Below are 21,927 nucleotides of genomic sequence, written 5' to 3'. Positions count from 1 at the left end.
AACGGAGGCTGATGCCTCCGTTTTGTTTATTGGTTTGCCTGGCGGGAATTATTTCTTCCCACCGTATTGCGCGAACCACTCCAGCATTCTCTGCCAGCCGTCTTTCGCGGACTCTTCGTGATAGCTCGGGCGATAATCGGCGTTGAACGCATGTCCGGCATCGGGATAGACCACGATTTCCGCTTTCGCATTGGCGGCGCGTAGCGCCTGACGCATTGTTTCAACGGTATCTTGTGGAATGCTGGTGTCCTGGCCGCCATAAAGTCCCAAAACGGGGGCGTTAAGATCGGTTGCGATATCAACGGGATGTTTGGGGGAGTTCAGCGTTTTATCGCCCACCAGTTTGCCGTACCACGCCACCGCCGCTTTTAGCTGTGGATTGTGTGCGGCATACAGCCAGGTAATACGCCCGCCCCAGCAAAATCCGGTGATCATCAGTTGGTGCGCATCTCCCCCGTTGCGGGAAGCCCAACTGGCGACGTGATCCAAATCGGCCAGTACCTGAGAGTCAGGCACTTTGGCGACGAGGCCGCTTAGAAGCGTCGGGATATCGGCAAAGTCATTGGGATCGCCTTCGCGAAAATAGAGTTCGGGTGCGATAGCCAGATATCCTTCCAGCGCCAGTCGACGGCAAACATCACGAATGTGCTCATGAATACCAAAAATCTCCTGCACGACAATGATGACGGGCAGCGGACCATCGGTCTGTTGCGGCCGTGCGTAATACGCAGGCATATCATCGCCTTGTGATGGTATTGATGTCACTCCAGCGATAATCGCGTTATCCGGAGTGTGAACCGTCGTGGACGCCGGTGGGGATACAGCAGGTGCAAAACCAGATTGTCGTGTTGTCATGGTATTCTCCGTACCCTTAAATATTCAGCCAAAAAGCGCATTGTTAACTATAGACACATGCAACGAACCACATTGCCTTAAACGGGCTATCTTTTGTGCAGGGCTTCCTTACATCGCATCGTTTATGTGATATGTATCACTATTTGATGGTAATTGAATGCAATTGATTTACATCAGAGTGATGACTGTCACGAAAATATGTTCATGCCTTCGGTAAAGTGTGTTTTTGCTTCTTCTGACAAAACCGATTCACAGAGGAGTTTTTATGTCTAAGTCTGATGTTTTTCATCTCGGCCTCACTAAGAGCGATTTACAAGGGGCTACGCTTGCTATCGTCCCTGGCGACCCGGAGCGTGTGGAAAAGATCGCCGCGCTGATGGATAAGCCGGTTAAGCTGGCATCTCATCGCGAGTTCACTACCTGGCGTGCTGAGCTGGATGGTAAAGCCGTGATCGTTTGCTCTACCGGTATCGGCGGCCCGTCAACCTCTATTGCCGTAGAAGAACTGGCACAGCTGGGCATTCGTACCTTCCTGCGTATCGGTACGACTGGCGCTATCCAGCCGCATATCAACGTGGGTGACGTACTGGTCACCACGGCGTCTGTCCGTCTGGACGGCGCAAGCCTGCACTTCGCGCCAATGGAGTTCCCGGCTGTTGCAGACTTCGAGTGCACCACCGCGCTGGTGGAAGCGGCGAAATCTATCGGCGCTACTACCCACGTTGGCGTTACCGCGTCTTCTGATACCTTTTACCCGGGCCAGGAGCGTTACGACACCTTCTCTGGTCGCGTCGTGAGCCGTTTCAAAGGCTCAATGGAAGAGTGGCAGTCTATGGGCGTTATGAACTACGAAATGGAATCTGCCACGCTGCTGACCATGTGTGCAAGCCAGGGTCTGCGTGCTGGTATGGTCGCGGGTGTTATCGTGAACCGTACTCAGCAAGAGATCCCTAATGCGGAAACGATGAAACAAACGGAAAGCCACGCGGTGAAAATCGTGGTAGAAGCCGCACGTCGTTTACTGTAATTCTCCCGTCTATTCAAAAAGGCCGACTCGTTCGGCCTTTTTATTTTGCGTAGTACCTCGCAGGAAATACCTTTTAAACTGGACGTTTATACAGCACAATTCTATTTTGTGCGGGTAAGTCGTTGCTGTAAGGGGGTGTTGTGGATATTCCAATTTTGATGAGTGCCGTGCTGGCATTAGCTGCAGGGCTGCTGGTGGGTTGGCTGGCGACAAAAGCGCACGCCGACAGGATCCGTGCCGATCTCATCGAAGAACGACGAGAACTGGATATCGCGCTAAGCGCCGCCCGGCAACAACTCTCACAGGAAGCCCACTGGCGTGATGAGTGCGAACTGCTGAATAACGAACTCCGCAGCCTGCACAGTATCAATACCTCACTGGAGGCCGATCTCCGTGAAGTCACTACCCGGCTAGAAGCAACGCAACAGCATGCGGAAGATAAAATTCGCCAGATGATCAACAGCGAACAGCGCCTGAGCGAACAGTTTGAGAATCTGGCGAACCGTATTTTCGAGCACAGCAATCGCCGCGTAGATGAGCAAAATCGCCAAAGCCTGAACAGCCTGCTGGCACCGCTTCGCGAACAACTGGACGGTTTTCGCCGCCAGGTTCAGGATAGCTTTGGTAAAGAGGCTCAGGAGCGCCATACCCTGGCGCACGAAATTCGTAATCTCCAGCAACTGAACGCGCAGATGGCACAGGAAGCGGTAAACCTGACGCGGGCATTAAAAGGCGATAACAAAACGCAGGGAAACTGGGGAGAGGTCGTACTCACGCGGGTGCTTGAGGCTTCCGGTCTGCGCGAAGGCTATGAATACGAAACCCAGGTTAGCATCGAGAATGATGTGCGCTCGCGGATGCAACCGGACGTTATTGTCCGATTACCACAGGGCAAAGATGTGGTGATCGACGCGAAAATGACGCTGGTTGCCTATGAACGCTATTTTAACGCTGAAGATGAATTCACCCGTGAGAGTGCGTTGCAGGAGCATATCGCCTCCGTGCGAAACCATATTCGTCTGCTGGGGCGCAAAGATTATCAACAGCTTCCGGGGCTGCGTACGCTTGACTATGTGCTGATGTTTATCCCCGTTGAGCCTGCTTTTTTACTGGCGCTCGACAGGCAGCCCGAACTGATTACCGAAGCGCTTAGAAATAACATTATGCTGGTCAGTCCCACTACGCTGTTGGTGGCATTGCGTACGATTGCCAATCTGTGGCGCTACGAGCATCAGAGTCGTAATGCGCAACAAATTGCCGATCGGGCCAGTAAACTTTATGACAAGATGCGATTGTTTGTGGATGATATGTCGGCAATCGGCCAAAGCCTGGATAAAGCCCAGGATAATTACCGACAGGCGATGAAAAAACTCTCTTCCGGTCGTGGAAACGTCCTGTCGCAGGCAGAAGCCTTCCGTGGCTTAGGGGTGGAAATTAAGCGTGAGATTAATCCTGAGCTGGCTGAACAAGCCACTACCCAGGATGAAGAGTACCGTTTGCGCTCGGTCCCTGAGACGCAACAAGATGAGCCTTACCCCGATGATGAAACGGTAAATCAGCAATCAAGCTAGTCCATTTGGGGTAGTTGAACCCGGCAGAAGGGTAGGGCAAATTGGCCCAATCTGTTACACTTCTCGAACATTTTTTGAATGAGCAGGCACTGAGATGGTGGATAATTCACAAGAAACGACGCACTTTGGCTTTCAGACCGTCGCTAAAGAGCAGAAAGCTGACATGGTGGCCCACGTTTTTCATTCTGTGGCCTCTAAATATGACGTTATGAATGACTTAATGTCATTCGGCATTCATCGTTTGTGGAAGCGCTTCACCATTGACTGCAGTGGCGTGCGTCGCGGACAAACCGTTCTCGATTTGGCTGGCGGTACCGGCGATCTGACGGCGAAATTCTCTCGCATGGTAGGCGAAACCGGCAAAGTTGTGCTGGCGGATATCAATGACTCAATGCTCAAAATGGGTCGCGAAAAGCTGCGCAATATTGGTGTGGTGGGTAACGTTGAGTACGTTCAGGCGAATGCGGAAGCACTACCTTTCCCTGACAACACGTTTGACTGCATCACCATCTCTTTCGGTCTGCGCAACGTTACGGATAAAGACAAAGCATTACGCTCTATGTATCGCGTGTTGAAGCCGGGCGGACGTCTACTGGTGCTGGAATTCTCCAAGCCGATTATCGAACCTCTGAGCAAAGCCTACGACGCATACTCTTTCCACGTTCTGCCGCGCATTGGCTCCATGGTAGCAAGCGATGCAGACAGTTATCGCTATCTGGCGGAATCCATCCGCATGCATCCCGATCAGGACACCTTAAAAGCAATGATGCAAGATGCCGGGTTCGAAAGCGTTGATTACTACAACCTGACGGCAGGTGTCGTTGCGCTGCATCGTGGCTACAAGTTCTGACAGGAGATTGGGGATGCCTTTAAAACCCTTAGTGACCGCAGGCGTTGAAAATCTGCTCAACACCTTTCTGTACCGTTCTCCTGCGCTGAAATCGGCCCGAACGCGTTTGCAGAGTAAGGTGCTGCGTTTTGACCTGAAAGGATTTTCGACGTCGCTAGTCCTGGTATTCAGTGAGCGCCAGGTCGATGTGCTGGGGGCATGGGAAGGCGAAGCCGATTGCACCGTGATTACACATGCCAGCGTGTTACCGAAACTACGCGATCGGCAGCAACTCACCACGCTTATTCGCAGCGGCGAACTGGAAGTGCAGGGCGATATTCAGGTGGTGCAGAACTTTGTGGCTCTGGCTGACCTGGCGGAATTCGACCCTGCAGAGCTATTAGCTCCTTATACCGGTGATATCGTCGCGGAAGGTGTTAGCAAAGTCCTGCGCGGTGGCGCGAAGTTCCTGCGTCATGGCATTCAACGTCAGCAACGTTATGTTGCTGAAGCGATCACCGAAGAGTGGCGCATGGCTCCTGGCCCACTAGAGGTTGCATGGTTTGCTGAAGAAACGGCAGCCGTTGAGCGCGCGGTTGAATCTCTGGCCAGACGGCTGGAAAAACTGGAGGCCAAATGACGCCAGGTGAAGTACGGCGCCTTTATTTCATCATTCGCACTTTTTTAAGCTACGGTCTTGATGAACTCATCCCCAAAATGCGAATCACGCTGCCGCTTCGGTTGTGGCGTTACTCGTTGTTCTGGATGCCCAACCGACATAAAGACAAACCGCTGGGAGAAAGGCTGAGACTGGCTTTACAGGAACTCGGCCCGGTATGGATCAAGTTTGGGCAGATGCTCTCCACCCGTCGTGACCTTTTCCCTCCGCACATCGCCGATCAGCTTGCGCTATTGCAGGATCGTGTTGCCCCGTTCGATGGGCTTAGAGCGAAAAAACAAATCGAAGAGGCCATGGGCGGGCTGCCCGTCGAGGAATGGTTTGATGATTTTGAAATCACGCCGCTGGCATCTGCGTCTGTTGCTCAGGTTCATACCGCGCGACTGAAGTCGAATGGCAAAGAGGTGGTGATCAAAGTTATTCGTCCGGATATCCTGCCGGTAATCAAAGCCGATTTAAAACTGATCTACCGCCTGGCTCGTTGGGTTCCTCGTCTGCTGCCAGATGGGCGTCGCCTGCGACCAACAGAAGTCGTCCGTGAATATGAAAAAACGTTGATTGATGAGCTAAATCTGCTGCGCGAATCGGCGAACGCCATTCAGCTACGACGTAATTTTGAAGATAGCCCGATGCTGTACATCCCGGAAGTGTATTCCGACTATTGCAGTCAGAACATGATGGTGATGGAGCGCATTTACGGTATCCCGGTTTCAGATGTCACCACGCTTGAGAAGAACGGCACCAATATGAAACTGTTGGCCGAGCGTGGTGTTCAGGTCTTCTTTACTCAGGTTTTCCGCGACAGCTTTTTCCATGCGGACATGCACCCTGGGAACATTTTCGTCAGCTATGAGCACCCTGAAAACCCGAAATACATCGGTATTGATTGCGGGATCGTGGGCTCATTAAATAAAGAAGATAAGCGCTATCTGGCTGAAAACTTTATTGCGTTTTTTAATCGCGACTACCGCAAAGTTGCTGAACTGCACGTGGATTCTGGCTGGGTTCCGCCGGATACCAACGTTGAAGAGTTCGAATTCGCCATTCGTACCGTGTGTGAGCCGATCTTCGAAAAGCCGCTAGCAGAGATCTCCTTTGGTCACGTGCTGTTGAATCTGTTCAATACGGCACGTCGATTTAATATGGAAGTCCAGCCTCAACTGGTGCTGTTACAGAAGACGCTGTTGTACGTTGAGGGTGTTGGCCGACAGCTCTATCCTCAGTTGGATCTGTGGAAAACGGCCAAACCTTTCCTTGAATCCTGGATTAAAGATCAGGTCGGTATTCCGGCGCTTGTCAGGGCATTTAAAGAAAAAGCACCGTTCTGGGTCGAAAAAATGCCAGAAATACCTGAACTGGTGTATGACAGTTTGCGCCAGGGCAAATATTTACAGCACAGTGTTGATAAGATTGCGCGCGAGCTTCATGCGAATCACGTACGTCAGGGACAATCCCGTTATTTATTGGGCATTGGCGCAACGTTGCTGTTAAGTGGGACATTCCTGCTGGTAAGCCGCCCTGAGTGGGGGCTTATGCCGGGCTGGTTAATCGCGGGTGGTGTTATCGCCTGGCTGATCGGCTGGCGCAAAATGCGCTGATTTTTTCATCGCCCAAGGCAGGTCGTGTAACGTATACTACGGCCTTATTAATTCATCATCTATGACAGAGGAACATGTATGGGTGGTATCAGTATTTGGCAGTTGTTGATCATTGCCGTCATCGTTGTACTGCTATTTGGCACCAAGAAACTCGGCTCCATCGGTTCCGACCTTGGCGCGTCTATTAAAGGCTTCAAGAAAGCGATGGGTGATGATGAACCTAAGCAGGATAAAACCAGCCAGGACGCTGATTTTACCGCTAAATCCATCACCGATAAGCAGGGTGAAGTGAAGAAAGAAGACGCCAAAAGCCAAGATAAAGAGCAGGTATAATCCGTGTTTGATATCGGTTTTAGCGAACTGTTATTGGTGTTCGTTATCGGCCTCATCGTACTGGGGCCACAACGATTGCCAGTGGCAGTAAAAACGGTCGCGGGCTGGGTCCGTGCGCTGCGCTCTCTTGCAACTACTGTGCAGAATGAACTGACCCAGGAGCTTAAGCTTCAGGAGTTTCAGGACAGCCTGAAGAAAGTAGAGAAAGCGAGCCTGACAAATTTGACGCCGGAGCTGAAAGCATCGATGGATGAGCTGCGTGAAGCGGCTGAGTCGATGAAGCGTTCTTACAGCGTGCACGATCCTGAGAAAGCGAGCGATGAAGCGCACACTATCCATAACCCTGTAGTGAAAGGAAGTGAAGCGCAGCACGAGGGGGTTACCCCTGCTACTGCTGAAGCACAGGCCAGTTCGCCGGAGCAAAAACCGGAATCCACGGGTGCTGACACGCCGGAGTTGAAAGACACTGCTTCCGTTACGTCGATGGACGCGGAAAAGAAACCTGCCGCACCTGCTGTCGAATCCTCACCCTCGTCGAGTGATAAACCGTAAACATGTCTGTAGAAGATACTCAACCGCTCATCACGCATCTTATTGAGCTGCGTAAGCGACTCCTGAACTGCATTATTGCGGTTATGGTGATCTTTCTGGCGTTGGTTTATTTTGCCAACGACATTTACCATATGGTTGCGGCACCGCTGATTAAGCAAATGCCGCAGGGCGCAACGATGATCGCCACCGATGTGGCTTCACCGTTCTTTACCCCGATAAAGCTAACCTTTATGGTGTCGCTGATCCTGTCGGCACCAGTGATCCTGTACCAGGTATGGGCATTTATTGCGCCTGCTTTGTATAAGCATGAACGTCGCCTTGTCGTGCCGCTGCTGGTCTCAAGTTCGCTGTTGTTCTATATCGGGATGGCATTCGCCTATTTTGTCGTCTTCCCGTTGGCGTTTGGCTTCCTTGCCAACACAGCTCCGCAAGGCGTGCAGGTTTCGACAGACATTGCCAGTTATCTCAGCTTTGTCATGGCGCTGTTTATGGCGTTTGGTGTCTCTTTTGAGGTTCCTGTCGCCATTGTATTGTTGTGCTGGATGGGCATTACGACACCTGAGGACCTACGTAAGAAACGTCCTTACGTAGTTGTCGGGGCATTTGTCGTGGGGATGTTACTGACTCCACCAGATGTCTTCTCGCAAACGCTGTTGGCGATACCGATGTACTGCCTGTTCGAAGTGGGTGTTTTCTTCTCTCGTTTTTATGTCGGCAAGCGACGTACGCGAGACGAAGACAACGAGGCTGAGAATGCGAAAGAAGCCGAAGCCACCGAGAAAACCGAAGAGTAAATTCAGCCGCCCGTAAGGGCGGTTGTCATATGGGAGGAAGCATGTTTGATATTGGCGTTAATCTAACCAGTTCACAATTTGCGAAAGACAGGGATGAGGTTGTGGCGCGCGCCTTTGCTGCGGGTGTAAACGGCATGCTTCTGACCGGAACAAACCTGCATGAAAGCCAGCAGGCGCTAAAGTTGGCACAGCATTATCCACATTGCTGGTCCACAGCTGGCGTCCACCCGCATGACAGTAGCCAATGGCAATCCTCAACAGAGGCGGAAATTATTGCACTGGCGAACCAGTCCGAAGTGGTCGCCATTGGTGAGTGTGGCCTGGATTTCAATCGTAATTACTCCACTGCGCAGGAACAGGAACGGGCTTTTGAGGCGCAATTGCGTATTGCCGCCGAATTGCAGATGCCTGTTTTCATGCATTGTCGGGATGCCCACGAACGTTTTCTGACGCTGCTGGAACCCTGGCTGGACAGCCTCCCCGGCGCAGTGCTGCACTGTTTCACTGGCTCGCGCCGGGAGATGCAGGACTGCGTGGACAGAGGGCTTTATATCGGGATTACCGGATGGGTCTGCGATGAGCGTCGGGGTATGGAACTACGGGAGCTACTGCCGTTTATCCCGGTGGAAAGGCTGCTGATAGAAACAGACGCGCCCTATTTACTCCCACGCGATCTGGCCCCGAAGCCGACTTCCCGACGCAATGAACCTGCACACCTGCCGCATATTCTTGAGCGTATTGCGCACTGGCGCGGGGAAGATCCTCAGTGGCTATCAACGGCGATTGATGCCAACGTCAGAACGTTATTCGAAGTGACCTTCTGAGTCAGTCTGTTTATATTTTTCGAAAGCCGGTGTTTTTCACGCTCTGCTTAACCTCTTTATTCAACAGGTTAAGCAGGAGCATGGAACGTGCTTCGCCGTCGGGTTCGGTGAAAATCGCCTTCAACCCTTCAAATGCCCCTTCAGTGATAATGACGCAGTCTCCAGGATGCGGCGTTTCCGGGTCAACAATTCCTTCGGGCTTGTAGATAGAAAGCTGGTGAATGACGGGAGAGGGGACGGTGGCTGGTGTCGCTCCAAAACGTACAAAATGGCTAACGCCACGTGTCGCATTGATGGTCGTGGTGTGGATCACTTCCGGATCGAACTCGACAAACATGTAATTAGGGAAAAGTGGCTCACTGACTGTGGTACGTTTACCACGCACCATTTTTTCCAGGGTGATCATTGGCGTCAAACAGTTTACTGCTTGTCTTTCCAGGTGTTCCTGGGCACGTTGAAGTTGCCCGCGTTTGCAGTACAGTAAATACCAGGCTTGCATAATAACTCTTATCCGCTTGTTCTGAGCGCAAGCATAGCAAAAGTCATTATACACTTCATCTTTCAAGCCTCATCGGTGTTGGTTGCCAGAGTTCACGCTAATTTAACAAAAATACAGCATCACAATGATGAACGCCGTATAATGAGGCGCTTACACAGAGGCCATAATGGACGCCATGAAATATCACGATTTACGCGACTTCCTGACGCAGCTTGAACAGCAGGGCGAGCTCAAACGCATTACGCTTCCAGTGGATCCCCATCTGGAGATCACTGAAATTGCCGATCGCACCTTGCGTGCCGGTGGGCCTGCGCTGCTGTTTGAGAATCCAAAAGGCTATTCAATGCCGGTGCTGTGCAATCTGTTTGGCACGCCGAAGCGTGTCGCCATGGGGATGGGGCAAGAAGATGTCTCAGCACTACGGGAAGTTGGTAAGCTGTTGGCGTTTTTGAAAGAGCCGGAGCCGCCGAAAGGATTCCGCGATCTGTTTGATAAGCTGCCACAGTTCAAGCAGGTGCTGAACATGCCGACCAAACGGCTACGCGGTGCGCCTTGTCAGCAAAAAATTTCTTCAGGCGATGACGTTGATTTAAACCGCATTCCGATCATGACCTGCTGGCCGGAAGATGCTGCGCCTCTGATTACATGGGGACTCACCGTCACGCGTGGTCCGCATAAAGAGCGACAGAATCTGGGTATTTATCGCCAACAGTTGATTGGCAAAAATAAGCTCATTATGCGTTGGCTTTCACATCGTGGCGGCGCGCTGGATTATCAGGAGTGGTGCGCTGCACACCCTGGTGAGCGTTTCCCAGTCTCCGTTGCGTTAGGGGCAGACCCGGCGACCATTCTGGGCGCGGTGACCCCTGTACCTGATACATTATCAGAGTACGCCTTCGCCGGGCTGCTGCGTGGCACCAAGACCGAAGTCGTCAAATGCATCTCCAACGATCTCGAAGTACCCGCCAGCGCTGAAATCGTGCTGGAAGGTTATATCGAGCCGGGTGAACTGGCACCGGAAGGACCGTATGGCGATCATACGGGTTATTACAATGAAGTGGATAGCTTCCCGGTTTTCACCGTCACCCACATTACCCAGCGTGAAGATGCGATTTATCACTCCACCTATACCGGACGTCCACCAGATGAGCCAGCGGTTCTCGGTGTGGCGCTGAATGAGGTCTTTGTTCCTATTCTGCAAAAGCAGTTCCCGGAAATCGTCGACTTTTATCTGCCGCCGGAAGGTTGTTCTTATCGACTGGCCGTGGTGACGATGAAAAAACAGTACGCGGGTCATGCCAAACGCGTCATGATGGGCGTTTGGTCATTTTTGCGTCAGTTTATGTACACCAAATTTGTTATTGTCTGCGATGATGATGTCAACGCACGTGACTGGAACGATGTGATTTGGGCAATTACTACCCGTATGGACCCGGCCCGGGATACGGTACTGGTAGAGAATACGCCAATTGATTACCTGGACTTTGCCTCGCCGGTTTCCGGCCTTGGTTCAAAAATGGGGCTGGATGCCACAAATAAATGGCCGGGTGAAACCCAACGAGAGTGGGGACGCCCGATTAAAAAAGATCCTGAAGTGACTGCGCGTATTGACGCAATTTGGGATGAATTAGCCATCTTTAATGACGGCAAAAGCGCCTGAGGCGCGATCGTTTTGCCTATTGATCCGACAGAGAGAGCGCATGACAACCTTAAGCTGTAAAGTGACCTCGGTAGAAGCTATCACTGACACCGTATATCGCGTACGTTTAGTGCCGGACGCGGCGTTTTCCTTTCGTGCAGGTCAGTATTTAATGGTCGTGATGGACGAACGTGATAAACGCCCGTTCTCCATGGCATCTACGCCGGATGAGCATGGGTTCATTGAGCTGCACGTGGGTGCTTCTGAGCTAAATCTTTATGCCATGGCTGTTATGGACCGAATTCTGAAAGATCGGGAAATCAAGGTCGATATTCCGCATGGCGAAGCCTGGCTGCGCGATGAAGACGAACGCCCGCTGATCCTGATTGCCGGAGGTACAGGGTTCTCTTACGTGCGTTCTATTCTGCTTACCGCGCTGGCGCGCAATCCAAACCGCGATATCACTATTTACTGGGGCGGGCGCGAAGAGAAGCATCTCTACGATCTCTCAGAGCTGGAAGCGTTGTCGGTGAATCACCCGAACCTGCGTGTTGAGCCGGTGGTAGAGCAACCTGAAGACGGCTGGCGTGGTCGTACGGGAACCGTGTTAACGGCAGTATTGCAGGATTACGGTACTCTGGCGGAACACGATATCTACATTGCCGGTCGTTTCGAGATGGCAAAAATCGCGCGCGACCTGTTCTGTAATGAGCGTCAGGCACGTGAAGATCGCCTGTTTGGCGACGCGTTCGCGTTCATTTAAGCGCTGTGCGCCGGAGTCCTTCCGGCGCATTCATCACCAACCTTACTTCTTCTAACAGGGTGCAAGCCCGGTCTCACGGCCCCTCTTTTCAGAACATTTTTAGTAAACATGTTTTTCCTATCTATTAACCATAAAACTGATTTTTTGTGACGGGTTTCATTTTGTTTAGTAAACAAAATAGGCAAGCTGTATCGATCACATTGCTGGACATCAACGAGGGAAAACCATGAGGCTCGGACTGGATATCGGCGGGACTAAAATTGAAGCGGTGGTGATTGATAACGCGGGTGAAATTGTTTACCGCGAGCGATGTGCGACACCAAAGCTGAGTTACGGTGATTTTTTCCAGGCCGTGACGGAGATGATTTCTAAGGCCAGACTGGCCGTTAATCAGTCTTTATCGGTGGGTATCGGGGTGCCCGGCGCGGTGGATAGCGAAGGTTTGATTAAGAATTCCAATATCCTGGTGCTGAATCAGCAGGCTTTTTCGCAAGATCTTGAGCGTGCATTAGGAATGCCAGTGCCCGTAACTAATGACGCCAACTGCTTCACACTGTCGGAAGCGATGGACGGTAGCGGACGGGGCTATCGTGTCGTATTTGGCGTTATCCTCGGTACCGGATGCGGCGGTGGACTATGCATCGATAACCGTTTGATCTCTGGACCTAACGCCTGTGCAGGAGAGTGGGGACATAATGCATTGCCGCGCTACCACGAATCTCGGGACGGGGCTGAAGTGACATGCTATTGCGGACAGGTGAACTGTATTGAGAGCTTTATTTCCGGCAGCGGCCTGGAGCGTCAGTATATGAATCACACCGCGCAACATGCGGGTGTGCCACAAATTATGCAACGGGTAGAATCGGGTGATACGGTAGCCTGTTTGTTATGGGAACGCTATTGCGATCAGCTGGCGCGCGCGTTGGCGGGGGTGGTGAATACGCTCGATCCCGATGTTATCGTGCTGGGCGGTGGGGTATCCAATATCACTTTACTGTACTCAGGCTTGCAGGCGCGAGTGGCGCAGTACGTATTTGGTAAACAGTGCCGTACGCCGATCGTTCAGGCCCGACACGGTGACAGCAGCGGCGTACGCGGCGCGGCCTGGCTGGGGGCGCAAAAGGCCAGCGTAAATCAATGAGAGTGACATGACGAAACCTGTACGTATCAGGGACATTGCCGAAGCTTGTGGTGTCTCGGTTGGCGCGGTTTCCCGCGCCCTGAAAGGGCAGCCAGGGCTACGTGAAGATACCCGGCTGCGCATTATTTCTGTGGCGCAGCAGCAGGGTTATGATTTTTCCCGCCTGCGCAGTGACAAGCTCAAGCGAGTCCTGTTTTTGCTTCACCGCCAGCACAATATCAGCCGGGCATTGCCGTTTTACTCGCAGCTGCTGCTGGGGATAGAAGATAACTGTCGTGACCATGGTATTGCGCTGAGCTTTCTCTCCATTGGTCCAGGCGATGCAGTGAGTGAGCAGGTGATGTTGCACCAGCCTGATGCGCTGATCTGCGCGGGATTTTTTGAGCCTGAATTACTTGGCTTGCTGCAACAGATGAAACTGCCGTTGGTGCTGGTGGATCTCTGGGCGCCGGGCCTGCCTTGCGTGAACCCGGACAATACCCAGGGCGGTTATCTGGCCACGCAACATCTGATTGCACAAGGGCGCAGCCGTATCGCTTTTCTTGCCAGTTCGCTTGCGCACTACAGCATCCGTCAGCGCGAGAAGGGCTACCGTCAGGCATTGTATGAGGCCCGTTTGCTGATGCCGCCAGAATACGACGCCGTTGCGCCACCGCTGCTGGATACCGAGCAATCCCTGGTGGAAGCGGTTAATGAGCTTTTCAGGCTGCCGGAGCCGCCTGATGCCATTTTTGCCTATAACGACGCAGCGGCGATGGTTGTTCAGCGGGTGTGTGCGCAGCAGGATATACGTATCCCGGAAGATCTCGCGCTGGTGGGGTTTGATGATATCGATGCTGCGGCCTGGTCACATCCGCCGCTGACCACTATTGCGGTTGATAAAAAGCAACTGGGGCGTGAAGCGCTGCGTTTATTGCTGGAAGAGAAACTGGAAGAGAATCTGCTGTTGCCGGTGCAATTAGTGGTGCGTGGTAGTTCAGGTAAATAAAAAACCCGCCCCTGACAGGCGGGAAGAACGGCAACTAAACCTTTCCCCGTCATAATTCACTCTGCCTCTTTGTTGGCTGCCTTTGCTCACCCCGGTCACATAGTTATCTATGCTCCCGGGGATTCGCTCAGTTGCCGCCGCGATGCAGCGCGAATTATTTAGGGGAATTTATCTTTGATTAAACTCGCTCAAATACCGTCGCGATGCCCTGGCCTAACCCGATACACATCGTCGCCAGGCCAAACTGTACGTCTTTGCGTTCCATCAGATTGAGCAGGGTGGTGCTGATACGCGCCCCGGAGCAACCCAGTGGGTGGCCCAAAGCGATCGCCCCGCCGTTGAGGTTGATCTTCTCGTCTATCTGCTCCATCAGCCCCAGATCTTTAATGCACGGCAGGATCTGAGCGGCAAAGGCTTCGTTCATCTCAAACAAGCCGATGTCGCTGGTGGAGAGTCCCGCTTTTTTCAGCGCCAGCTTTGAGGCCGGAACCGGACCGTAACCCATGATTGACGGGTCGCAGCCAACAACAGCCATCGAACGAATACGGGCACGTGGCGTCAGACCCAGCTCACGGGCGCGACTTTCACTCATGACCAGCATCGCCGCTGCGCCGTCGGAGAGCGCGGAGGAAGTACCGGCAGTGACCGTTCCGCTCACCGGATCGAACGCCGGGCGCAGGGTGGAGAGCGCTTCAACGGTTGTCTCCGGGCGGATAACCTCATCGTAGTTAAACTGCTTCAGCACGCCGTCGGCATCATGACCGCCGGTCGGGATGATTTCGTTTTTAAATGCGCCAGACTGTGTTGCAGCCCAGGCGCGAGCATGTGAGCGTGCGGCGAAGGCATCCTGCATTTCACGACTGATACCGTGCATACGCGAGAGCATTTCTGCCGTCAGCCCCATCATCCCCGCAGCTTTTGCTACGTTGCGGCTCATGCCTGGATGGAAATCAACGCCGTGGCTCATTGGTACATGGCCCATATGCTCCACGCCACCAATCAGGCACGCCTGAGCATCACCGGTCATGATCATGCGCGCAGCGTCGTGCAGCGCCTGCATCGAGGAACCGCACAGGCGGTTGACGGTGACCGCCGGAACGGAGTGCGGAATTTCTGCCAGCAGCGCGGCGTTACGGGCAATGTTGAAACCCTGCTCCAGCGTTTGCTGCACACAGCCCCAGTAAATGTCATCCAGCGCGGTTGGCTCCAGCGCCGGATTACGCGCCAGCAGGCTACGCATTAAGTGTGCGGAGAGATCTTCTGCCCGTACGTTACGAAACGCGCCCCCTTTTGAACGGCCCATCGGGGTACGGATCGCATCAACAATTACAACCTGTTCCATTGTGACTCCTTAAGCCGTTTTCAGGCTGCCAACCGGGCGGGCAGGCTCAACCTGGGGATAATACGGTTCGTTATGGCGCGCCTTATCACGCAGACCAGCCGGAACTTCATACAGCGCTCCGAGGTGCTGATACTGCTGAGCCATATCGAGATACTTCGCGCTGCCGAGCGTATCCAGCCAGCGGAACGCACCGCCGTGGAACGGAGGGAAGCCCAGGCCATACACCAGCGCCATATCGGCTTCTGCCGGGCTGGCGATAATGCCTTCTTCCAGGCACCGTACCACTTCGTTGACCATTGGGATCATCATGCGAGCGATAATCTCTTCATCACTGAATTCGCGTTTCGGCTGGCTGATATCTGCCAGCAAACCGTCAACGGCGGCATCTTCTTCTTTCTTCGGCTTGCCCTTGTTGTCTTCTTTATAACGCCAGAATCCAAGACCGTTTTTCTGTCCGAAACGGTTAGCATCAAACAGGGCGTCTATCGCGTCGCGATAATCTTTCTGCATACGCTGAGGGAAGCCTGCGGACATCACTGCCTGCGCGTGATGTGCGGTATCAATTCCCACCACGTCCAGCAGATAAGCCGGGCCCATCGGCCAGCCAAACTGTTTTTCCATGACTTTGTCGACTTTGCGGAAATCCGCCCCATCGCGCAGCAACTGGCTGAAACCGGCAAAATATGGGAACAGCACGCGGTTCACGAAGAAACCGGGGCAATCGTTGACCACAATTGGCGTTTTGCCCATCTGGCTTGCCCACGCGACAACTTTGGCGATGGTTTCATCCGAGCTTTTCTCGCCGCGAATGATCTCAACCAGTGGCATGCGATGTACTGGGTTAAAGAAGTGCATCCCACAGAAGTTTTCCGGGCGCTTGAGCGCGCTGGCCAGCTCGTTGATTGGGATGGTAGAGGTATTCGACGCTAGTACGGTGTCCGGGCGAACTTTGTCTTCAGTCTCCGCCAGCACCGCTTTTTTCACTTTCGGGTTTTCTACGACCGCTTCAACCACCACATCCACACGCTCAAAACCGCTATAGTCGAGGGTTGGATGAATAGTGGAAATCACGCCCGCCATTTTCAGACCGTCAATTTTGCCGCGCTCAAGCTGTTTGTTCAGCAGTTTGGCCGCTTCGGTCATGCCCAGCGTTAATGATTTGTCGTTGATATCTTTCATCACAACCGGCACGCCTTTCCAGGCTGACTGGTAAGCGATGCCACCGCCCATAATGCCTGCACCCAGCACTGCCGCTTGCTTTGGTGCTTCAATATTTTTGGTGAGCTTTTTGGCTTTGGCTTTCACGAACTGATCGTTAAGGAAGATCCCAACCAGCGCGCGAGCTTCACTGGTGTGCGCCAGTGGCACAAAGCTCTTATTTTCCAGATTCAGCGCTTCTTCACGGCCAAAACGAGCCGCTGCTTCAATGGTTTTTACCGCGGTAATCGGTGCGGGATAATGCTTACCTGCCGTCTGCGCCACCATGCCTTTGGCGATGGTAAAGCTCATAGCCGCTTCAATTTTGCTGAGTTTCAACGGCTCCAGCTTCGGCTGACGTTTGGCTTTCCAGTCAAGGTCGCCGTTAATCGCCTGACGTAATACGGCAATCGCGCCATCAAGCAGTTTGTCTTGCTTCACCACGCCATCGACCAGGCCGATTTTTAGCGCCTGGTCAGCGCCAACATCTTTACCTGCCGCAATAATTTCCAGCGCGCTGTCCGCGCCCAGCATACGTGGCATACGCACGGAGCCGCCAAAGCCCGGCATAATGCCCAGTTTGGTTTCCGGCAGACCGATGCGCAGGTCTGGTGTTGCCAGACGATAATCGGTTGCCAGGACACACTCGCAGCCACCGCCCAGCGCGTAACCGTTTACCGCAGAGAGGGTCGGAACAGGCAGATCTTCGAGGCGGTTAAAGACGCTGTTGGCAAAATGCAGCCACTGGCTTAACTGTTCTTCAGGCACGAGGAACAGTGAAAGGAATTCGGTGATATCGGCACCAACAATAAAGGCTGCTTTGTTAGAACGCAGCAGCAGCCCTCTTAAATTCGGTTGTTTTTCCAGCACATCAAGCGCATGGCCCAGGCTGGCAACGGTGGCCGTGTCGAGTTTATTGACCGAACCAGGGGCATCGAACACCAGTTCGGCGATGCCATCTTCCAGCCAGTCGAGGTACAGGGTGTCGCCTTTGTAAAGCATGTCAGTCTCCTGAATCCGCAAGGTGATCTGGTCATACCAGATGGATCGAAGTGTGTATTTTGTGTTAAAAAAATGCAAATTAATGTTTAAAGAAATGACGATTCGATCACGCTCGGCAGAAATCACGCACTCACAAAGCGATGTGCTAAGATGCGGAGACTTGAGGTCAAAAAAACAGAAGGATAGAAAATGGAATCACTGGCCGCACTCTATAAAAATCATATCGTTACCTTACAAGAACGGACGCGCGATGCGCTGGAGCGCTTCAAGCTGGATGCGTTACTTATTCACTCAGGTGAGCTGATTAACGTCTTTCTCGACGATCATCCATATCCGTTTAAGGTTAATCCGCAGTTCAAAGCCTGGGTGCCTGTAACGCAGGTTCCTAACTGCTGGTTGCTGGTGGATGGCGTGAACAAGCCGAAACTGTGGTTCTACCTGCCGGTCGATTACTGGCACAACGTTGAGCCGCTGCCGACCTCCTTCTGGACGGAAGAAATTGAGATCATCGCGCTGCCAAAAGCGGATGGTATTGGTAGTCAACTGCCTGCGGCTCGCGGCAATATCGGTTACATTGGTCCGGTTCCGGAACGCGCACTGCAGCTGGATATCGCGGCCAGCAACATCAACCCGAAAGGGGTGATCGACTACCTGCACTATTACCGCGCCTATAAAACAGATTACGAACTGGCCTGTATGCGCGAAGCGCAGAAAATGGCGGTGAATGGACACCGTGCCGCGGAAGAAGCGTTCCGTTCCGGAATGAGCGAGTTTGACATCAACCTCGCTTACCTGACGGCTACCGGTCATCGTGACACCGACGTGCCGTACAGCAATATCGTTGCACTTAACGAGCATGCTTCGGTTCTGCATTACACCAAGCTGGATCATCAGGCTCCGTCTGAAATCCGCAGCTTCCTGCTGGACGCGGGTGCGGAATATAACGGCTATGCGGCAGACCTGACGCGTACCTGGTCGGCGAAAAGCGACAGCGACTATGCGCATCTGGTGAAAGATGTGAATGACGAGCAACTGGCGCTGATTGCCACGATGAAAGCAGGCACCAGCTATGTGGATTACCACATTCAGTTCCATCAGCGCATCGCGAAACTGCTGCGTAAGCATCAAATCATCACCGATATGAGTGAAGAGGCGATGGTAGAAAACGATCTTACCGGGCCGTTTATGCCGCACGGCATTGGTCACCCGCTGGGTCTGCAGGTGCATGATGTTGCTGGCTTTATGCAGGATGATACGGGCACACACCTTGCCGCGCCGTCGAAGTATCCTTATCTGCGTTGCACCCGCGTTTTGCAACCGGGCATGGTTCTGACCATCGAACCGGGCATCTACTTTATTGAATCGCTGTTGGCACCGTGGCGTGAAGGGCAATTCAGCAAACACTTCAATTGGCAAAAAATCGAAGCCCTGAAGCCGTTCGGCGGGATTCGTATTGAAGACAACGTGGTGGTCCACGAGAGCAATATTGAAAACATGACGCGGGATTTGAAACTGGCGTAATGGACAGTTGGTTAATCCCTGCGGCGCCGGTTAGCGTCGTTGAAGAGATCAAAAAAAGCCGCTTCATTACGTTGCTCGCCCATACGGACGGTGTAGAAGCGGCGAAAGCGTTTGTTGAGTCAGTCAGAGCGGAACACCCGGATGCACGTCATCATTGTGTGGCGTGGGTGGCGGGTGCGCCCAATGACTCGCAACAGCTGGGATTTTCAGACGATGGCGAACCGGCGGGTACCGCAGGCAAACCGATGCTCGCTCAACTGATGGGGAGCGGCGTTGGTGAGATTACTGCGGTGGTGGTGCGCTACTACGGCGGTATCCTTCTCGGTACGGGGGGGTTGGTAAAAGCCTACGGTGGTGGTGTGAATCAGGCGCTGCGCCAGTTAACGACACAGCGCAAGACGCCATTAACCGAATATACTTTGCAGTGTGAGTACGGCCAACTGGCAGGCATTGAAACACTGTTGGGGCAGTTTGACGGTAAAATCGTTTTCAGTGATTACCAGGCATTCGTTCTGCTTCGGGTAGCACTTCCTTATGCGAAAGTGGATGAATTTTCAGCAAAGCTGGCGGATTTTAGTCGTGGTTCATTGCAATTGTTATCGATTGCAGAATAATCCCCACCTCATTTTAAAGAACTAAGGAAGCGGCAGAGATGCATTTTCGCGCCATCACCCGAATCGTTGGACTACTGGTCATCTTATTTTCGGGAACGATGATCATCCCCGGACTGGTAGCACTTATCTACCGTGATGGTGCGGGTCGTGCATTTACCCAAACTTTCTTCGTTGCTCTGGCTATCGGCTCCATGCTGTGGTGGCCAAACCGTAAAGAGAAGGGCGAACTGAAATCCCGTGAAGGGTTTCTGATTGTCGTCTTATTCTGGACCGTGCTGGGGAGCGTGGGTGCGTTGCCGTTCATTTTTGCGGAAAGTCCTAACCTCACGATCACCGATGCTTTTTTTGAATCCTTTTCCGGGTTAACAACCACAGGTGCGACGACGCTGGTGGGGCTGGATTCACTGCCGCATGCCATTCTCTTTTATCGCCAGATGCTGCAATGGTTCGGTGGGATGGGGATCATCGTGCTGGCGGTGGCTATCCTGCCTATTCTTGGCGTGGGTGGCATGCAGCTCTATCGTGCAGAAATGCCGGGGCCGCTGAAAGATAACAAAATGCGCCCACGTATTGCCGAAACGGCGAAAACCTTGTGGCTCATCTATGTGCTATTGACGGTTGCGTGTGCGCTGGCGCTGTGGTTTGCCGGCATGCCTGCCTTTGACGCCATTGGGCACAGCTTCGCCACCATTGCTATCGGCGGCTTTTCCACACACGATGCCAGTGTGGGGTATTTCGACAGCCCCACGATTAACACGATTGTTGCTATCTTCCTGCTGATCTCCGGTTGTAACTATGGCCTGCACTTCTCTTTATTAAGCGGGCGTAGTCTGAAGGTCTACTGGCGCGATCCGGAATTCCGCATGTTTATCGGGGTGCAGCTAACGCTGGTGGCCGTCTGTACGCTGGTGTTGTGGATACATAATACCTATGGGTCGGCGCTCACGACGATCAACCAGGCATTTTTCCAGGTGGTATCGATGGCGACGACCGCCGGATTTACTACGGACAGTATTGCTCGCTGGCCGTTGTTCCTGCCGGTGCTGCTACTGTGTTCTGCGTTTATTGGTGGCTGTGCCGGGTCAACGGGCGGTGGCTTGAAGGTGATTCGTATCTTGTTACTGTTCAAACAGGGTAACCGCGAACTGAAGCGACTGGTTCACCCCAATGCGGTCTATAGCATTAAGTTGGGCAACCGAGCGTTGCCGGAACGAATCCTTGAAGCGGTATGGGGCTTCTTTTCTGCCTATGCGCTGGTCTTTATTATCAGTATGCTGGCAATTATTGCGACCGGTGTGGATGACTTCTCTGCGTTTGCCTCAGTTGTGGCGACGCTGAATAACCTCGGGCCTGGGCTGGGGGTTGTTGCCGACAATTTTGCCAGCATGAACCCGGTGGCGAAATGGATCCTGATTGCCAACATGCTGTTTGGTCGTCTGGAGGTCTTTACTCTGCTGGTGCTCTTTACCCCTACTTTCTGGCGTGAATAATGGAGTAACACGTGAAAACACTGATTCTTTTTTCTTCCCGGGACGGACAAACGCGCGAAATCGCTGAGTATCTGGCTTCTGAACTTAAAGAGCTGGGTGTCTGGGCAGATGTCATGAATTTGCATCGTACCGAAGAGCCTGAGTGGAAAAATTATGACAGTGTGGTGATTGGTGCATCAATTCGCTATGGCCATTACCATTCTGCATTTCAGGAATTTGTGAAAAAGCATGCCACGCAGCTGAATACGATGCCGAGTGCGTTTTACTCTGTAAACCTGGTTGCCCGTAAACCGGAGAAACGCACACCGCAAACTAATAGCTATGCGCGTAAGTTTCTGATGAGTTCACCGTGGCGACCAGACCACAGTGCAGTCATTGCGGGTGCTTTGTTGTATCCCCGCTATCGCTGGTATGACCGCGTCATGATCCAACTGATTATGAAGATGTCAGGTGGTGAAACGGATACGAAGAAAGAAGTGATCTATACCGACTGGGAACAGGTGGCGGGATTTGCCCGGGAAATTGCCCAATTAACCAACAAAACGTTGTTAAAATAAACGCAAAGAATAAAAAACACGCACTTGGAAAATTATTTTAAATTTCCCCTTGTCAGCCTGAAATAACTCCCTATAATGCGCCTCCACTGACACGGAACAACGGCACGCAAGC

21 protein-coding genes are annotated in these 21,927 nt (G+C 52.7%); 17 read left to right on the top strand and 4 right to left on the bottom strand.

Annotation, left to right across the window (positions count from 1 at the left end):
* Nucleotides 1-48: 48 nt before the first annotated feature.
* On the bottom strand, nucleotides 49-855 hold the full coding sequence (locus tag OGY19_RS09725; RefSeq protein WP_115601232.1) for a dienelactone hydrolase family protein: 807 nt from the start codon (nucleotides 853-855) through the stop codon (nucleotides 49-51).
* Nucleotides 856-1,120: 265 nt separating this feature from the next.
* Between OGY19_RS09725 and udp the strand changes: the two genes are divergently transcribed.
* The 9 genes from udp to tatD all read left to right on the top strand — a co-directional run bounded on the left by udp (nucleotide 1,121) and on the right by tatD (nucleotide 9,062).
* Nucleotides 1,121-1,882, top strand: coding sequence for a uridine phosphorylase (udp, locus tag OGY19_RS09720; protein WP_003017903.1), 762 nt, complete (start codon nucleotides 1,121-1,123; stop codon nucleotides 1,880-1,882).
* Nucleotides 1,883-2,040: 158 nt separating this feature from the next.
* On the top strand, nucleotides 2,041-3,453 hold the full coding sequence (gene rmuC / locus OGY19_RS09715; protein ID WP_233605626.1) for a DNA recombination protein RmuC: 1,413 nt from the start codon (nucleotides 2,041-2,043) through the stop codon (nucleotides 3,451-3,453).
* 94 nt (nucleotides 3,454-3,547) lie between these two features.
* A complete protein-coding gene (ubiE, locus tag OGY19_RS09710) occupies nucleotides 3,548-4,303 on the top strand; it encodes a bifunctional demethylmenaquinone methyltransferase/2-methoxy-6-polyprenyl-1,4-benzoquinol methylase UbiE (protein WP_003017897.1) in 756 nt (251 codons plus the stop codon).
* A gap of 13 nt (nucleotides 4,304-4,316) precedes the next feature.
* Nucleotides 4,317-4,922, top strand: coding sequence for a ubiquinone biosynthesis protein UbiJ (ubiJ, locus tag OGY19_RS09705; protein ID WP_115601231.1), 606 nt, complete (start codon nucleotides 4,317-4,319; stop codon nucleotides 4,920-4,922).
* A complete protein-coding gene (gene ubiB / locus OGY19_RS09700) occupies nucleotides 4,919-6,559 on the top strand; it encodes a ubiquinone biosynthesis regulatory protein kinase UbiB (protein ID WP_061066930.1) in 1,641 nt (546 codons plus the stop codon). The genes ubiJ and ubiB overlap by 4 nt, the downstream gene beginning before the upstream one ends.
* 78 nt (nucleotides 6,560-6,637) lie before the next feature.
* Complete coding sequence (tatA, locus tag OGY19_RS09695) at nucleotides 6,638-6,892, top strand: Sec-independent protein translocase subunit TatA (protein WP_003017888.1); 255 nt, start codon at nucleotides 6,638-6,640, stop codon at nucleotides 6,890-6,892.
* Between the two features lie 3 nt (nucleotides 6,893-6,895).
* Nucleotides 6,896-7,444, top strand: coding sequence for a Sec-independent protein translocase protein TatB (tatB, locus tag OGY19_RS09690; RefSeq protein WP_048214091.1), 549 nt, complete (start codon nucleotides 6,896-6,898; stop codon nucleotides 7,442-7,444).
* 2 nt (nucleotides 7,445-7,446) lie between these two features.
* Nucleotides 7,447-8,238, top strand: a complete 792-nt coding sequence (tatC, locus tag OGY19_RS09685; RefSeq protein WP_048214092.1) for a Sec-independent protein translocase subunit TatC — start codon at nucleotides 7,447-7,449, stop codon at nucleotides 8,236-8,238.
* 41 nt (nucleotides 8,239-8,279) lie between these two features.
* On the top strand, nucleotides 8,280-9,062 hold the full coding sequence (tatD, locus tag OGY19_RS09680; protein WP_048214093.1) for a 3'-5' ssDNA/RNA exonuclease TatD: 783 nt from the start codon (nucleotides 8,280-8,282) through the stop codon (nucleotides 9,060-9,062).
* A gap of 10 nt (nucleotides 9,063-9,072) precedes the next feature.
* Here tatD and rfaH read toward each other — a convergent pair whose 3' ends face one another.
* On the bottom strand, nucleotides 9,073-9,561 hold the full coding sequence (rfaH, locus tag OGY19_RS09675; RefSeq protein WP_005133248.1) for a transcription/translation regulatory transformer protein RfaH: 489 nt from the start codon (nucleotides 9,559-9,561) through the stop codon (nucleotides 9,073-9,075).
* Between the two features lie 166 nt (nucleotides 9,562-9,727).
* Between rfaH and ubiD the strand changes: the two genes are divergently transcribed.
* From ubiD to OGY19_RS09655, 4 genes are all read left to right on the top strand, one after another.
* Nucleotides 9,728-11,221 (top strand): 4-hydroxy-3-polyprenylbenzoate decarboxylase, encoded by a 1,494-nt coding sequence (gene ubiD, locus OGY19_RS09670; RefSeq protein WP_040230095.1) that lies wholly within the window; start codon nucleotides 9,728-9,730, stop codon nucleotides 11,219-11,221.
* 40 nt (nucleotides 11,222-11,261) lie between these two features.
* The gene (gene fre, locus OGY19_RS09665; RefSeq protein WP_115601229.1) at nucleotides 11,262-11,963 is read left to right on the top strand and encodes an NAD(P)H-flavin reductase; all 702 of its coding nucleotides are present in this window, start codon (nucleotides 11,262-11,264) and stop codon (nucleotides 11,961-11,963) included.
* 226 nt (nucleotides 11,964-12,189) lie between these two features.
* Complete coding sequence (locus tag OGY19_RS09660; RefSeq protein WP_115601228.1) at nucleotides 12,190-13,104, top strand: ROK family protein; 915 nt, start codon at nucleotides 12,190-12,192, stop codon at nucleotides 13,102-13,104.
* A gap of 7 nt (nucleotides 13,105-13,111) precedes the next feature.
* On the top strand, nucleotides 13,112-14,092 hold the full coding sequence (locus OGY19_RS09655) for a LacI family DNA-binding transcriptional regulator (protein ID WP_115601227.1): 981 nt from the start codon (nucleotides 13,112-13,114) through the stop codon (nucleotides 14,090-14,092).
* Between the two features lie 178 nt (nucleotides 14,093-14,270).
* Here the strand turns inward: OGY19_RS09655 and fadA are convergent, their stop codons facing one another.
* Nucleotides 14,271-15,434 carry an acetyl-CoA C-acyltransferase FadA gene (gene fadA / locus OGY19_RS09650; RefSeq protein WP_061066935.1) on the bottom strand — a complete coding sequence of 388 codons (1,164 nt, stop codon included), beginning with the start codon at nucleotides 15,432-15,434 and terminating at the stop codon, nucleotides 14,271-14,273.
* Between the two features lie 9 nt (nucleotides 15,435-15,443).
* Nucleotides 15,444-17,633 (bottom strand): fatty acid oxidation complex subunit alpha FadB, encoded by a 2,190-nt coding sequence (gene fadB / locus OGY19_RS09645; protein ID WP_115601226.1) that lies wholly within the window; start codon nucleotides 17,631-17,633, stop codon nucleotides 15,444-15,446.
* Nucleotides 17,634-17,822: 189 nt separating this feature from the next.
* Here fadB and pepQ point away from each other — a divergent pair, with 189 nt between their 5' ends.
* From pepQ to hemG, 4 genes are read left to right on the top strand one after another with little or no spacing between them, the layout of a single operon-like run.
* Nucleotides 17,823-19,154, top strand: a complete 1,332-nt coding sequence (pepQ, locus tag OGY19_RS09640) for a Xaa-Pro dipeptidase (RefSeq protein WP_115601225.1) — start codon at nucleotides 17,823-17,825, stop codon at nucleotides 19,152-19,154.
* A complete protein-coding gene (locus OGY19_RS09635) occupies nucleotides 19,154-19,768 on the top strand; it encodes an IMPACT family protein (RefSeq protein ID WP_048214101.1) in 615 nt (204 codons plus the stop codon). The genes pepQ and OGY19_RS09635 overlap by 1 nt, the downstream gene beginning before the upstream one ends.
* 38 nt (nucleotides 19,769-19,806) lie before the next feature.
* On the top strand, nucleotides 19,807-21,258 hold the full coding sequence (gene trkH / locus OGY19_RS09630) for a Trk system potassium transporter TrkH (RefSeq protein WP_286596400.1): 1,452 nt from the start codon (nucleotides 19,807-19,809) through the stop codon (nucleotides 21,256-21,258).
* An 11-nt stretch (nucleotides 21,259-21,269) separates the two neighbouring features.
* Nucleotides 21,270-21,815 carry a menaquinone-dependent protoporphyrinogen IX dehydrogenase gene (gene hemG, locus OGY19_RS09625; protein WP_005133225.1) on the top strand — a complete coding sequence of 182 codons (546 nt, stop codon included), beginning with the start codon at nucleotides 21,270-21,272 and terminating at the stop codon, nucleotides 21,813-21,815.
* The last annotated feature ends 112 nt before the right edge of the window (nucleotides 21,816-21,927 follow it).

This window comes from Citrobacter sp. Cy070 (genome assembly GCF_030332245.1).
GTDB classification, from domain to species: domain Bacteria; phylum Pseudomonadota; class Gammaproteobacteria; order Enterobacterales; family Enterobacteriaceae; genus Citrobacter; species Citrobacter youngae.
The sequence above is the reverse complement of the archived record's forward strand: the minus strand, read 5'-3'. Positions and strand labels throughout refer to the sequence as shown.